The sequence below is a fragment of the Roseibium aggregatum genome (assembly GCF_017309185.1).
In the GTDB taxonomy this organism is placed as follows: Bacteria; Pseudomonadota; Alphaproteobacteria; order Rhizobiales; family Stappiaceae; genus Roseibium; species Roseibium aggregatum_B.
In genome coordinates this window covers 518437-531666 of the sequence record NZ_JAEKJZ010000002.1, presented here as the reverse complement: position 1 = coordinate 531666, position 13230 = coordinate 518437, and the positions used below count along the sequence as shown (strand labels likewise).

Annotated in this window: 12 protein-coding genes; 6 read left to right on the top strand and 6 right to left on the bottom strand. The window is 62.3% G+C overall.

The window, feature by feature from the left end; genetic code table 11:
- Window positions 1-56 precede the first annotated feature (56 nt).
- The gene (locus JF539_RS14625; RefSeq protein WP_207141398.1) at window positions 57-707 is read right to left on the bottom strand and encodes a TetR/AcrR family transcriptional regulator; all 651 of its coding nucleotides are present in this window, start codon (window positions 705-707) and stop codon (window positions 57-59) included.
- 286 nt (window positions 708-993) lie between these two features.
- Here JF539_RS14625 and JF539_RS14620 point away from each other — a divergent pair, with 286 nt between their 5' ends.
- A complete protein-coding gene (locus JF539_RS14620) occupies window positions 994-1434 on the top strand; it encodes a L,D-transpeptidase (RefSeq protein ID WP_207141397.1) in 441 nt (146 codons plus the stop codon).
- 246 nt (window positions 1435-1680) lie between these two features.
- On the top strand, window positions 1681-2808 hold the full coding sequence (locus JF539_RS14615) for a transporter substrate-binding domain-containing protein (RefSeq protein WP_209017296.1): 1128 nt from the start codon (window positions 1681-1683) through the stop codon (window positions 2806-2808).
- Window positions 2809-3362: 554 nt separating this feature from the next.
- Here the strand turns inward: JF539_RS14615 and JF539_RS14610 are convergent.
- Complete coding sequence (locus tag JF539_RS14610; RefSeq protein WP_207141396.1) at window positions 3363-4274, bottom strand: LysR substrate-binding domain-containing protein; 912 nt, start codon at window positions 4272-4274, stop codon at window positions 3363-3365.
- Window positions 4275-4432: 158 nt separating this feature from the next.
- Here JF539_RS14610 and JF539_RS14605 point away from each other — a divergent pair, with 158 nt between their 5' ends.
- The 4 genes from JF539_RS14605 to JF539_RS14590 all read left to right on the top strand — a co-directional run bounded on the left by JF539_RS14605 (window position 4433) and on the right by JF539_RS14590 (window position 7962).
- Complete coding sequence (locus JF539_RS14605) at window positions 4433-5563, top strand: TauD/TfdA family dioxygenase (protein ID WP_207141395.1); 1131 nt, start codon at window positions 4433-4435, stop codon at window positions 5561-5563.
- The gene (locus JF539_RS14600; protein ID WP_207141394.1) at window positions 5560-6327 is read left to right on the top strand and encodes a class II aldolase/adducin family protein; all 768 of its coding nucleotides are present in this window, start codon (window positions 5560-5562) and stop codon (window positions 6325-6327) included. Before JF539_RS14605 ends, JF539_RS14600 begins: the two co-directional genes overlap by 4 nt.
- Window positions 6328-6851: 524 nt before the next feature.
- Window positions 6852-7445, top strand: a complete 594-nt coding sequence (locus JF539_RS14595; protein WP_207141393.1) for a DJ-1/PfpI family protein — start codon at window positions 6852-6854, stop codon at window positions 7443-7445.
- A 166-nt stretch (window positions 7446-7611) separates the two neighbouring features.
- The gene (locus JF539_RS14590; RefSeq protein ID WP_207141392.1) at window positions 7612-7962 is read left to right on the top strand and encodes a ribbon-helix-helix domain-containing protein; all 351 of its coding nucleotides are present in this window, start codon (window positions 7612-7614) and stop codon (window positions 7960-7962) included.
- Between the two features lie 73 nt (window positions 7963-8035).
- Here the strand turns inward: JF539_RS14590 and mdoH are convergent, their stop codons facing one another.
- The 4 genes from mdoH to JF539_RS14570 form a co-directional block, all read right to left on the bottom strand.
- Window positions 8036-9823: a glucans biosynthesis glucosyltransferase MdoH gene (gene mdoH / locus JF539_RS14585; RefSeq protein WP_207141391.1), complete on the bottom strand. Its 1788-nt coding sequence runs from the start codon at window positions 9821-9823 to the stop codon at window positions 8036-8038.
- A gap of 1 nt (window position 9824) precedes the next feature.
- Complete coding sequence (locus JF539_RS14580; RefSeq protein WP_207141390.1) at window positions 9825-10223, bottom strand: hypothetical protein; 399 nt, start codon at window positions 10221-10223, stop codon at window positions 9825-9827.
- A complete protein-coding gene (locus JF539_RS14575) occupies window positions 10220-11776 on the bottom strand; it encodes a glucan biosynthesis protein (RefSeq protein ID WP_207141389.1) in 1557 nt (518 codons plus the stop codon). Before JF539_RS14575 ends, JF539_RS14580 begins: the two co-directional genes overlap by 4 nt.
- Window positions 11777-12126: 350 nt before the next feature.
- Window positions 12127-13224, bottom strand: coding sequence for an NAD(P)/FAD-dependent oxidoreductase (locus JF539_RS14570; protein ID WP_207141388.1), 1098 nt, complete (start codon window positions 13222-13224; stop codon window positions 12127-12129).
- Between the last annotated feature and the right edge of the window lie 6 nt (window positions 13225-13230).

The window sequence follows — 13230 nt, the reverse complement described above, 5'->3', positions numbered from 1 at the left end:
TTTTCAACTCAAAGCCGGCTTCAACCGGTCTTCGTTATCGTCCGGCGGTTGGAGCGTCAGGCCCCGAACAGCCGGTAAAAGTGGTCGACGGCCGTTTTGGCCTGCGATTTCAGGTCCTGCTCGGCAGGGCTTGAGGCGGCGCCCAAAAGCAGGCGAATGTGAACGTCGCGGATCGCGAGGCCGTAAAGCACCTGATAGGCGTCCTCGGCATTGTCGTATTTTAAAAGCCCGTGGCGGCGGCCTGCTTCCAGCATGGCGCGGGCGCGAGCGGAGATCATGTTCTTGCCGCGCTCCAGAAGCAGCTGGCCGAGCCGGTTGGAATTGGTGTTCGACTGGCCGATGGAGAGCCGGTTCAGGGCCAGCGAGGTCTCCGAAAAGAGCACGCCCAGCAGTTCCTCGACAAAGGCCGTCACATGTGCGCGGAAGGTCGCCGCGTCGGCGGTGGCACCGGCCTCGGAGGGGAAATGCACCTGGCTTGCCTGGTAGGCGACGACGGCGGCCAGAAGCCCGTCCCGGTCGCCGAACCACTTGTAGAGGCTTTCCTTGGAGCAACTCGCCGTGCGCGCCAGGCCGGCCGTTGTCAGCGCCTTCTCGCCGCCTTCGACCAGCAAGGTCAGCGCATGCTGCAGCACCGCCTGCTGGCGCGGCGAGAACTCGGGCGCGGCGTCCGGGCGGGAGGTGGCGATATCGTAGGCGGCTGCGGGCATTTTCTGGCGGGCTCGTCGGCGGAACTTCAAAATTCAGATGGTGAACCGTACCGTACGGTTCGGGTGAGTGTATGGCATTGCCGGGCGGCTCAGGTCAAGGGGTTTTTGAGCCGGATTTCAGTCCGGCCGCTTTCCCGAGAGGAATGGCGCAGACCAATTGTCAGAGTTTCAGCCCGGGAACAAAACAGCAGAGTTTTACTTTTAAAAAAGGTTGAAAGTGTACAACGCTTTGGCGAGAGTGCGTTGTCCTAAGAATTTCCGTGTCTTTCTAGTAAGGCGATTCATTATGTTCAAGTTGAAGAATCTGGTTATTGCACCTGTCGTTTTGGCTTTCCTTGCCCTGGCGGGAACGAGCGCGCAGGCGGCGCAGCGGGTTACCGCCAAGATCGACCTGTCCGAGCAGCGGCTCTATCTTTATGTCGACGGCCGTCTTCGCAAGAAATGGCCCGTTTCCACCGCCCGCAAGGGCTACCGGACGCCCACCGGCAGCTGGCGCCCGACCCGGCTGGAACGGGACTGGCATTCGCGCAAGTATAACTGGGCGCCGATGCCCTATTCGGTCTTCTTCCTCGGCGGCTACGCCATCCACGGCACCACCGCCGTCAAGAGCCTGGGCCGTCCAGCCTCACACGGCTGCATCCGCCTCCACCCGAAGAATGCCGCGCATCTCTTCAATCTCGTACGCAAGGTCGGACGCAACGATACGCGGATCGTGATCACGCGTTGAGGGGGCTGTAGCGGTGCGGCAATTTGAAAAGCTGAATGATCACGATCGGCTGATACCCCCCTCTGTCAGCTAAAGCTGACATTTCCCCCGCAAGGGGGGAGACGGGCGCAAGGACCAGCGCGGACTTGGGGAAACCGCGCTTGTGTCTTCGGTATCTCCGCGTCCGCAGGTTGCCTCGTGGGACAGGTAAGGATCTACTTTCCATCGTCGATCGCGTGATTCCGTAATCCATCCTGTGAGCCTCGGATGCCTGTCTGCCTGAAAATGTTCTCCCGTTTTTCCGGTCGGGTTTTGATTGTTCTGTTCTTCCTGACAGGCGCACCGTTGCGCGCTCAGGAGAGCGGCGGCAACCAGGCACCATCACTGCCGGCATCGCCCGTCACGGTCGGGCTCTACGTCAGTCCGCCCTTCGTCATGAAGGGCGAAGAGGGGGCCTATACCGGCATGGCGGTCGATCTCTGGGAGGGGCTCGCCGAGAAGAACGGCCTTCAGTTCGAGTACAGGGCCTTTCCCACGATCCGGGAGCTGGTCGATGCGACGGCGGACGGCTCCATCGGTGTCGCGGTCACCAATCTCACGATCACCCGCAAGCGCGCCGACCGGATCGACTTCACGCAGCCCTGGTTCGATGCGGGCCTGCGCATTCTGGTGCCCGGCAGCCAGGGGGCCACGTTTTCCGAGGTGTTCGAAGGCCTGAGCGATTCCGGTTATCTCAGGGCCTATGGCTGGCTCGGTCTGGTGATTGTCGTCGCCACCGCGCTGATGACGCTCTTCGACCGCCGTTTCGACAAGGGCTTTCCGACAGGCTGGCCGGAAGGTCTTTCGGAGAGCTTCTATTCGGTGATGTCCGTCGTGACCTCCGGAAAGGCGCCGTCACGCAAGAACCTGTTCGGCTGGCCGGGGCGCATCTGGCAGGCCTTGTGGCTTGTCTGCGGCATCGCCGTGATGGCCTATGTCACCTCTTCGGTGACCAGCGTCATGACGACACTGTCGCTGACCAACCAGATCAACGGCATCGCCGACCTGCCCGGCAAAACCATTGGCGTCTTTTCCGGAAGCGTGGCGGAGGAATATGCCCGGAACGCGGGCTGGTCCCATCTGGGCTATGACGACATCGACAGCGCCGTTGCGGCCCTCAACGGCGGGGAAATCGACGCGGTCGTCGGCGATGCGCCGGTGCTGGAATATTACGCCCACACCCACCCGCGCGAGGATGTCGAAGTGGTCGGCCCCATTTTCGAACCGGACAAATACGGCTTCGCGCTCGCCCACGGCAGCCCCTGGACCCGCCCGATGACGCTCGAACTCCTGACGGCGCATGAGAATGAGCTGATCGAGGATCTCAGGGTGCGCTATTTCGGGGATGAGCGGTAGGTGTGGTTTCTACGCCCGCGCTCCCAGACGTAAACAAGTCTGAAATGTACCGAAACATAACGGCATGGATGCCATGGTCGAGCCCGCTACTGTCCGGCATAATTTCAAAGATTCCGTCAAAGCCATTGTAATCGCGCGACTTTCCAATGTTCAGGGATTGCCGGACACTGCGTGGCCGTGCCGCTTGCACCCGTCTCCCCCCTTGTGGGGGGAGATGTCCGTGAAACGGACAGAGGGGAGTGTAGCAGCGGCGCGACAACACGAAAAGCTGAATGTTTACGATAGGTTGATACCCCCCTCTGTCAGCCAAAGCTGACATCTCCCCCGCAAGGGGGGAGACGGGAGCAAGACGCGACGCTTGAGGAAACTCAGAGATAGTCGCTTAACCGGACAGCGGTGGGTCGAGCCATGGCATAACGGAGGAGGAGAGGTGCTGGACCATCCTCCAGTTCGTCATTGCAGGGCTTGACCCTGCAATCCATGCCCATTTTTTTGGGTCTTATTGAGGGTTGCGGCCAGTGGTATGGATCGGACTGAATTTCTCTTGGGGGGCACTAGACATTCTCCTTGCCTGCAACTCCCTTCAACCACTCCACCACCACCTGCGCCGTTTCCTTGTTCCGGCTCCGGTGCGAGCGCACCGCGTAATAGGCGTTCTCCGGCAGAAGCGGCGGTAGTCCAGCCGGCACCAGCAGGCTTTTCGCCACCTGGTCCCCGGTGATCGAGCGCCAGCCGAGCATGACGCCGTGGCCGGACAGGGCGGCCTGGGTGGCCTGGACGTAGTTGGAGAAACGCAGACCCTTGGCGGAACCGGCGGCTTTCTGGTCGGTTCTGTTCAGATACTCGGTCCAGTCGATCCAGCGGCTGTCGGAAAAATCCACGTGGATCAGGAAGGCGGAGGCGAGGCTGCCACCATCGGCGGCGATGCGCTTGGCAAGCGTTGGCGCGCAGACCGGCTCGACGGTCTCGTGAAACAGGAAATCCACCGCGCCGTCGTTCCAGCGGCCGTCGCCGTAGCGCAGCGCGATATCGGTGCCGGGACCGAGGCGCGGGACTTCCTGCGGCGTGGTCTCCACATTGACGGCGATATCCGGGTGATCCAGGTAAAAGGCCTCCAGCCTGGGCATCAGCCAGTAGGTGGCGAAGCCGACGGTGCAGGCGACGCGGACGGAGGCGCTTTCCTGGTCGTTGAGGGCGCGGATATCGTCGAGCGCCTCGCTCAGGCGCGCCCGGTTTTCCAGTACCGCTTTCAATAGAATGCCGCCGGCATCGGTCAGTCGCGCGGGCCGGCTGCTGCGGTCGAACAGATCCGTGCCGATATGCGTTTCCAGCTGCTTCAGGGCCTGGCTGACGGCGGAGAGCGAGACGTTGAGCTCGGCCGCCGCCTGTTTGGCGCTGCCCGCGTGGTGGACTGTTTCGAAAACGCTGAGGAGCCGGAGCGGGGGAAGGCGGTGCGCGGCGTTCAATAAGTTAAGTCCTGGCTTAAGTTAACTTGCTTTTTTATCGGCTTTTCAAATCATTCGGGCAAGGGCAATTTTTAGGAAAGGCCATGAATACCCGTGCCTTGAGAGGTGTTACGGGTATGGCGTTTGAGGGGATTGAACTTAACTTGAAGGACTGACACATGCTGGGAACAGGCGAGACGGGCGTTCTTTTGCGTGACAGCGGCCTGGACGTGCCGCTGGAAAATGGCGAAACCGCCTATTTCAATTACTATTGGCTGCGCGACAATTGTCCGAGCTCCTTCGATCCGGTGACCCGTGAACGGGTCAACGACATTTTCGCGCTGGAAGCGGCGCCCAAGGCGCTGTCCGCGGCTGTTTCCGGTGGCGAGCTGGAAATCGCCTGGGCGGACTCCTACCATGTGACGCGGCTGCCGCTCTCCCAGCTTGCCGCTTATGCCAAGGGTGAAAAACGGCCGGATGCCGCCAATCTTCCGCGTGTTTCCTGGTACGGAGATCATTATCCGAAGATGGCGCGGTTCGCCCATGCGGATCTCATTGCCGACAAGGCCCATGTGCGCGACTGGGCGCGCGCGATGCTGACGGACGGGGTGGCGCTGTTGACCGGTCTGCCGGACACCGACGCTGCGCTTACCGACACGGCCGGCCTGATCGGCTATGTGCGGCCGAGCTATTTCGGCGTGACCTTCGAGGTCAAGACCCACATCAAGCCGACCAACCTGGCCTTCACCTCCGCCGCTCTGCCGCTTCATACGGACCTGCCCGACGAGGATCTGGCGCCCGGCGTGCAGTTCCTCCATTGCCGGGCGAACACGGTCGAGGGCGGCAACAGTATCTTCGTCGACGGGTTGGCGGTGGCTGAGGACTTCCGGGCGCTCTATCCGGAGGATTTCGACCTGCTGGTTTCGACCGATGTGCCTTATTACTGCGAGCACGAGGCCTTTGACATGCGCGCGCGCCAGAGGGTGATCGAGCTGGACGAGCACGGCAACATCTCCGGCGTCACCATCAGCCAGCACCACGCGGACATCTTCGACCTGCCGCAACACGAGCTCGACCGCTACTATCCGGCCTTCTGCCGCTTCGGCCGCATGATGCGCGACGAGAAATACCTGATGCGCTTCCGTCTCAACGCGGGCGAATGCATCGTTTTCGACAACCATCGCATCCTGCACGGCCGGGAGGGATATTCAGCCACCAGCGGCAACCGCCACCTGCGCGGCTGCTACACCGACCGGGGTGAGCTGCGCTCCGTCTACCGGGTGCTTTCCGGGGAAGGGCGGTTCAAATGAGTGTGGTTACGGAAGTCGCCTTCGGCGCCAGCGAACGCCAGAGCGAGCGGGCCCTCAGGGAAGATCTCGCCGCCGCCTTCCGCATGGCGGTTCTGTTCGGCTGGCACGAATCCGTCGGCAATCATTTCAGCGCGGCGGTGTCCGGGGACGGCTCGACATTCCTGATGAACCCGAAATGGCGGCATTTCTCCGAGATCAAGGCGAGCGACCTGCTGCTGCTCGACGCCCATGACGACAGCGTCATGGACGGGCCGGACGCGCCGGACCCCTCCGCCTGGTGCATTCACGGTACGGTGCACCGCTCCAATCCGAAGGCGAAGGTCCTGTTTCACTGCCATCCGCCGAATGCCACGGCGCTGGCAACGCTCAAGGACCCGTCGATGAAGCCGATCGACCTCAACACGGCGCGCTTCTTCGGCAAGGTCGCGGTCGATCTCGGCTTCGGTGGCATGGCCGACGAGACGGAGGAGGGGCTCCGGATCGCCGAGACCCTTGGCGACAAGCCGGTGCTGATCATGGGCAATCATGGGGTCTCGATTGCCGCCGAGACCATCCCGGAAGCCTTCGAGCATCTCTATTTCTTCGAACGCGCCGCCGAAACCCTTCTCAAGGCCTATGCCACCGGCCAGCCGCTTGCCGTCATGTCCGACAACCTGGCGGCCAAGACCGCGGCCGAATGGGAGCCCTACGTGGGCATGGGTTATGCCCATTTCGACCACTGGAAGCGGGAACTGGACCGGTCTCAGCCGGATTATCGGGACTGAGGGGGAAGGTCCCGGTAGGCCTTTCAGGATGAGGTGATGTCGTCCCGGTTTGTCACGATGTGACAAGACCGGGATCCGGTATCCCGTGAAGTGTTCGACGTGTAACGCAATATCGGTATCCGATTACTGGATCCCCGCCTGCGCGGGGAAGACAACGGAGGAGGGGGAATTCACTGATTGGGCACGTCTCTCGCTTCTTTCAATGAGAGAAAACGTAGGGGAAGTGGCATGCCGTCAATCTCGGTGTCACCCCGGGCGAATGGAGTGAGACCCGGAGCCCACTCGCATAACATCTTGCCAAGGTTGATGGTGTAGCTGGAAAGAGCCCTGTCCCCGTCGATCCTCTGGAAACGAGTAGGCCCTGGGGTCTCGCGATGCTCGCCCGGGGTGACACCGGAGGTTCTGGTGAATCTCTTCGATAGCAAACCCGCTAAAAACTCCCCCGTAGTACCCGCCTAATACCCGTTCGATCCCTTCGCCTGCTACGGTTTTCCCATCGCGAACTCGACTATGGGAGGACCAGCATGAGTGCGAAAAAGATCCTGATGATCACCGGCGATTTCACCGAGGACTACGAGACCATGGTGCCGTTCCAGACGCTTCTGGCGATGGGCTACCAGGTCGATGCGGTCTGTCCGGGCAAGAAGGCCGGGGAGACGGTCGCCACCTCGATCCACGATTTCGAGGGCGATCAGACCTACACGGAAAAGCGCGGCCACAATTTCACGCTGAACGCGACCTTCGCCGAGATCGACGCCACCTCTTACGACGCGCTGGTGATCCCGGGCGGCCGGGCTCCCGAATATCTGCGTCTCGATGCTGATGTTCTGGCCGCCGTCAATCACTTCATGGACGCGGGCAAACCGGTCGCCGCCATCTGCCACGGTGCGCAGGTCCTGACCGCCGCCAAATGCATCGAGGGCCGTATGGTCTCCGCCTATCCCGCCTGCCGTCCGGAAGTGGAACTGGCCGGGGCGACCTACGCCGAGATCGCCATCGACGCGGCGGTGACCGACGGCAACCTGGTGACCGCGCCGGCCTGGCCCGCCCATCCGGCCTGGCTGTCGCAGTTCAACGCCGTGCTCAAGGGCGAAGCCGCAGGCTCATTGGCGGCGTAAGAAAGGCCAGGATACTGGTGACACAAAAACCTCGTCCTGAGGTCTTCCTCAGGATGAGGTGAAGCTTTAGGCCTTGCCGAAAACCGTGCCGGGATCGTGCATTGAAGATCCAGGCTCGCCATGGAACAATCGCCGGACCGCTTACCGGCATCGGGAGGAAACCGCCATGTGCAAACTCTTTATCCAGGCCGACAGTTCGCTTTGGGAAAGCTCGACCAAGTCGCTCAGGATCGACGGCATGGTGACGTCCGTTCGGCTGGAGAGCTTTTTCTGGAAGGTGCTGGACGAGATTGCCGCGCGCGACGGCATGAACGTCGTGCAGCTGATCACGAAGCTGCATCACGAAAGCATTGATGCCGGGCACGATCTCGGCAATTTCACGAGTTTCCTGCGCGTATGCTGCGGCCGCTATCTCGCCCTGCAGCTCTCCGGCGACGTGCCGACGGACAAGAGGCTGCCGATTGCCGGGCTCGACGCCAATGGCATTCTGGAAGCGGAAAACGGCCGCGTGCACTGAGGTGGAGTCGGCCCCGGGGCGTGCTTTGCCAGCCCGGGGTGACACGGGATAGCAACAATTTATCGTTGACCTGTCAGGCGATCGCTTCGCTGACGAGTGCGGGAGCCGGTTCGGTCGCGGCCGCGTTCAGGACGTTGTGCATCTCGGCGGCCACGGCGACGGGCTTTTGGTCGGCAGGCACGGCGAACAGGCCGATCCGCGCCGTAGCCTTGCCGAGCGAGACCGAGGCCGTCGACCAGATCAGGACCGGAGCGAGGGCCATCGGGACTGCGACCGGCAGGAGCCAGTAGAAGAGTTCCGGCACGAAATAATTCGAAAAGAGGATCCCGGCCACGCCGGTGACAACAATCCACCATGTCGCGCTGAGCGAGGTGGCGAAGGACAGCGAGCCGTCGTCGCGCTCCGCCGCCGGCCAGCCGCTGTCGGCGCCGGTCAGGACCTGCACCACCGAGCGGCAGGTGAACATCATGTGCAGCGGGGCGAGCATCGAGGTCAGTACGGTCTCCAGCAGAAAGGAGACCAGCAGACGCAGGGGGCCGCCGAACTCCGCGGTGCTTCCGTCGGCAAGGGCGCGGATCGCCAGCAGCAGCTTCGGCAGGATCAGAAGGGCCACCAGGCCGAAGAGCAGGGCGAGCGCCGTGGCGGTCTCCGGATGCGGAAACACCGGAAAGGGTGAATGGCCGTCGAAATAGACCGGGGCGGGGGCCGCGAGCGGGGCGGCGAGACTTGCGATCAGGAACAGGAACCAGATCGGCGAGGCGAGATAGGCAAAGATGCCCTGCAGGATGGCCAGCCGGCTCCAGAAACGGAAGCGCGGGGCGACCAGGACGCGGCCGTGCTGCAGGTTGCCCTGGCACCAGCGCCGGTCCCGCTTGGCGTAGTCCACCATGTTGGCCGGAGCTTCCTCATAGGAGCCCGTCAGGTCCGGGTCGAGCCGGACCGTCCAGCCGTCGCGCGCCAGAAGGGCTGCCTCGATCGTGTCGTGGCTCAGGATGTGACCGCCGAAGGGGGGCTCACCCTGAAGCGGGGCCATGCCGCAGGAGGCGGCGAAGGCGCGGGTGCGGATAAGCGCGTTGTGGCCCCAGAAACTGCCTTCGCCTCCCTGCACGGCGGCAAGGCCGCGAGCGAAGTAAGGCCCGTAGAGGCTGGTCGCGAACTGCAGCAGCCGGCCGAACAGGGTGTCGAGGCCGATGATCCGGGGAAGAGACTGAAGGAGGCCCAGACGCGGGTCGGCTTCCATCCGCCGGACCATTTCCAGGATGGTCTCTCCTTCCATCAGGCTGTCGGCGTCGAGCACCAGCATATACTCGTAAGCGCCGCCGGAGGTGGTCACGAAATCGGCGATATTGCCCGCCTTGCGGCCGATATTCTTCTCCCGGCGCCGGTAGAACAGGCGTCCGCCCGCTCCCTCCTGCGCGAGCAGTGCCTCATAGGCCTGCCGTTCCTTTTCGGCGACCTCGAGCCTGGTCGTGTCGGAGAGCACGAAGAAGTCGAACTGGTCCGCGGCCTTCAGCTGGCCCACGGAGCGCATGATGGCGGCGAGGCGGGCGAAGACCGGACCGGTGGCCTCGTTGTAGATCGGAAGAAGAACCGCGGTCCGGCCCTCCGGGACGGGGCCGGATCTTGGATGGCTCTCGTCCGGGAAAAGTATGCCGAAAAACGCGATGCAACCGCCCCAGGCGAGCCAGAAGGCGGCAATGGCCATCAGGGTAATGCGCACGACATCGAGCCAGTCGAAGCCATCGGCCTGAACCACTGTGGCGAACATGAAGGAGGCTGCAACGGTCAGGCTCGTAGCGCACAGCACCATCGCCAACCGCCGGAGAGCGGTTTGGCTGCCTTCAAAGGTCGCAAGGGCCATATCAGCGGTTCCGGATATGCGCCGCGACCGGCGCGGTTCTCCGCTTTCCCGGAGCAATCAGGGCTTCCAGGACATTCCGGCACCAGGCCACGGCCGGCCCGAAGCGAACGGACAGCGGCGGGCTGAGGTCATGGGCGGGCATCTTGAGGCCGTGTTGCGGCGGCGGAACAACCATTGACCGGATGACCCGGGCGCGGGTGTCTGCGGTGCCTGCGCCTGAGAGGAAGCCGTTCAGGTCAAGACCGGCGCACAGGGTGAGGCGGTTTTCTGCCAGGACATCCCGCAACACTGCGTCGGAGAGGTCGGGGCGCTTCAGGACGGTCCGGATTTCCGGGAACAGGGGCTCATGGCCGCAAGGCTCTCCAGAAGCGTCAGGGCCGGGTGTTTCATGATCGGTCATGTGTTTCCACTCCACTGATACATCCAGGTTTCGGTGATGTCGGCGTCTTCCAGTTGAAGAGCCAGAATGAATTCCACGGGTTGGCTTGCGTTTTCCCGGGCCACATCGAGTACAACCCGCCAGCTGCCACCTTCAAGCCGCTGGAGCTGCTTGTGCTTCAGCGCGCCGTTTTGGATGGTCAGACGCGGTTTCAGGGGGGCGTCCGCACCGAGTTCGGACAGCGCCTTGCCCTGGAATTCCACCACGAACTTGCGCAAGTTCGGGTCCGCGTCCGATGCCGCGGTTCCGCCGTGACCGGTGCTGGTGCTTATCACCTGGGCCAGTTCGGTCCCCGGTTCCGGCTCGCGACCCCAGATCATCCGGTAGGAAAAACGATGCTCCGACCCGGCCTTCGCGTCCCCTTCCGGAACCCAGAAAGCGGCGATGTTGTCGTATATTTCCTTATCGGCCGGAATTTCGGCCAGCATGACGTGTCCTCTGCCCCAGCCTTTGACAGGTTCGATCCAGAGCGACGGCCGGCGCTGATACTGGGCTTCCGTGTCCTGGAAATGATCGAATTCCCGATCCCGCTGCAACAGGCCGAAACCCGCGGGGCTTCTTTCGCCGAAGAAAGACAGGGCGAGCTTGTCCGGATTGCGCAGCGGACGCCACAGGCGCTGACCGTTTCGCCTCAGGATGAGAAGCCCGTCATTGTCGTGCACTTCAGGGCGGTAGTCGTCGAAGCCAAGACGGTCGTTCTCGCCGTAAAGGAACATGGAGGTCAAGGGGGCGATCCCCAGCCGCTCCACGTCGCCGCGCAAGAAGATATGGGCATCGACTTCCACGATCGTGTTGAGTCCGGGCTTGACCGTGAACCGGTAGGCTCCGGCGACGCGCTCGCTTTCAAGCTCCGCGTAAAGCCGCAGTTCCGCGGCACCCTTTTCAGGGCGTTCCAGATAGAACCGGGTGAAGCGCGGGAATTCTTCCGGTCCGGCGATCGCGGTGTCGATGCAAAGGCCGCGGGCGGAAAGTCCGTAAACATCGCCCTTGCCGAGCGCCCGGAAGTAACTGGCGCCGACGAAAGCGATCAGTTCGTCGAAATAGTCGGGCGTGTTGAGGGGGTGATGCAGGCGGAAACCGGCGATGCCGGGCAGATCGATCCCCTCGAACTCCTCGGGATTCAACGGTTTCCGGTATGCGAAGTCCGCTCCGGTGAAATGAATCGGCCGGGCTTTGCCTTCCACGATCTCGAAGAGTTCGACCGATTCCTTGTAGAGCCAGCCCGGATGGAAGGCCTGGAGCCGGTAATTGCTGCCTGAATCCTTCCAGACCGCGCGTTCCGGCTGGAAGCGGATCGCACGGTGCTGGTCATAGTCCAGGTCGAGAAATTTTTGCGGCAGTTCCGGCGTATGCGGATCGTATGCGCCGGATGCCTTGTCCTTCATTTTCCGGACAAGCGCTTCAAATGAGAACCCCTGGTCTTCTGCCGGAGCGCCATCCGACGCTTCGGCGCTTCCGGTCCAGGCGCCGCCTGCCAGCGCGCCTACAGCCAAAGCGGTTGCGGTTAAAAACATGCGTCGGTTGATCACGACGAAAGGCCCACCTTATTAGACAGGAACGTACCCCTTACGCTCCGTTATGTTCTTGTGTGAACAGGCTTTGAATGAGCACCGGCAGTGCAGCAAATTTATGGAGAAAGCCGGACCGAAAAGCGGCAATTCTGTGCGTTGCAGCAAAGAGATGCGTTTGTTCACCAGACAAACGCGGGAGCGGGATATTGGTTCAAAATTAGACTTATTTTTTTCCGGGAATTCTGGAGGCCTGGCATTGTCGCCGTGTTTCGGCGTGGCCGCTTATCGTGAGCGGGAAGGGGCAACACAGGGCCTCTCTTTCACGGAAATGCGCTTTGGAAAAAAGTGGCCCTCTACAAAAGTGGCGCCACCATTGCTCCGATCGCGAGCGCCGCCGTCAGGCCGGGGGATTCTATGCCGTAAAGGGCGACGAGCCCCTTCAATCCGTGTTTCTCCGGTCCCTCGATGCGAAAGTCCGCGGAGGCTTCACCAGGGCCCGCGATCTTGGGTCTGATCCCGGAATAGTCCGGAATCAGCGTGCCGTCGGGCAGGTCCGGCCAATAGGAGCGAATGGCGCGATAGAATTTTTCCGCGCGCGACGGATCGACCCGGTAGTCGAAGCCGTCCACCCATTCGACATCCGGCCCGAAGCGGGCCTGATGCTGCAGGTCGAGTGTCAGGTGCACGCCCAGGCCACCCGGTTCGGGAACGGGATAGATCAGCCTTTCGAACGGAGCTTTGCCCTGGAGCTTGAAATAGCTGCCCTTGGCAAGAAAGGCTGTCGGTGCCCCGGCGTCCGGCAAGTCAGCCATCAGTGCGGGAGCGCCGTGGCCCGCCGCAACGACCAGTTCCCTGCAGGAGAGAGCATAGGGGTCGGGACCCCCGGCATCTATCGCAACGCGGTACCCTCCGCCGTCCAGACTGCCAATATGGTCGACCTTCGTGTTCAGGACGACCTGACCGCCATGAGCTTCCAGCCCGCCCTGCAACGCCAGCATGAAGCCGTGGCTGTCGAGAATGCCGGTGGAGGGCGACAAGAGCGCGCCGGAGGCGTTGAGCGCGGGCTCGAGTTTGGTCAATTCGCCTGCGTCAAGGAACGCGAGGTCGTTGACGCCGTTTTCCGACGCTTTCTGCCGGATTTTTTCAAGCTCGGCCACCTGGGTCTCGTTGACGGCGACAATCAGTTTGCCGATCCGCTCATGCGCGATACCGTTGTCCTCGCAGAACCGGTAAAGCTGCTTTTTGCCCTCTACACACAGCCGGGCCTTCAGGCTGTCTTTCGGATAGTAGATGCCGGCATGAATGACTTCGGAATTGCGCGCGCTGGTCTCCGAGCCGATCAGATCGTGCCGCTCCAGCACCATGACCTCGCGCCCCGTCATGGAAAGCGCGCGGGCACAGGCAAGCCCCACCGCTCCGGCGCCGATCACGAGGGTTTCGATGTCATGCATGGGAGA

Excerpts from the sequence above, each read along its gene's own strand:
- JF539_RS14625 (WP_207141398.1), bottom strand. The coding sequence starts at position 707 with ATGCCCGCAGCCGCCTACGATATCGCCACCTCCCGCCCGGACGCCGCG.
- JF539_RS14620 (WP_207141397.1), top strand. The coding sequence starts at position 994 with ATGTTCAAGTTGAAGAATCTGGTTATTGCACCTGTCGTTTTGGCTTTC.
- JF539_RS14615 (WP_209017296.1), top strand. The coding sequence starts at position 1,681 with ATGCCTGTCTGCCTGAAAATGTTCTCCCGTTTTTCCGGTCGGGTTTTG.
- JF539_RS14605 (WP_207141395.1), top strand. The coding sequence starts at position 4,433 with ATGCTGGGAACAGGCGAGACGGGCGTTCTTTTGCGTGACAGCGGCCTG.
- JF539_RS14600 (WP_207141394.1), top strand. The coding sequence starts at position 5,560 with ATGAGTGTGGTTACGGAAGTCGCCTTCGGCGCCAGCGAACGCCAGAGC.
- JF539_RS14595 (WP_207141393.1), top strand. The coding sequence starts at position 6,852 with ATGAGTGCGAAAAAGATCCTGATGATCACCGGCGATTTCACCGAGGAC.
- JF539_RS14590 (WP_207141392.1), top strand. The coding sequence starts at position 7,612 with ATGTGCAAACTCTTTATCCAGGCCGACAGTTCGCTTTGGGAAAGCTCG.
- mdoH (WP_207141391.1), bottom strand. The coding sequence starts at position 9,823 with ATGGCCCTTGCGACCTTTGAAGGCAGCCAAACCGCTCTCCGGCGGTTG.
- JF539_RS14580 (WP_207141390.1), bottom strand. The coding sequence starts at position 10,223 with ATGACCGATCATGAAACACCCGGCCCTGACGCTTCTGGAGAGCCTTGC.
- JF539_RS14575 (WP_207141389.1), bottom strand. The coding sequence starts at position 11,776 with ATGTTTTTAACCGCAACCGCTTTGGCTGTAGGCGCGCTGGCAGGCGGC.
- JF539_RS14570 (WP_207141388.1), bottom strand. The coding sequence starts at position 13,224 with ATGCATGACATCGAAACCCTCGTGATCGGCGCCGGAGCGGTGGGGCTT.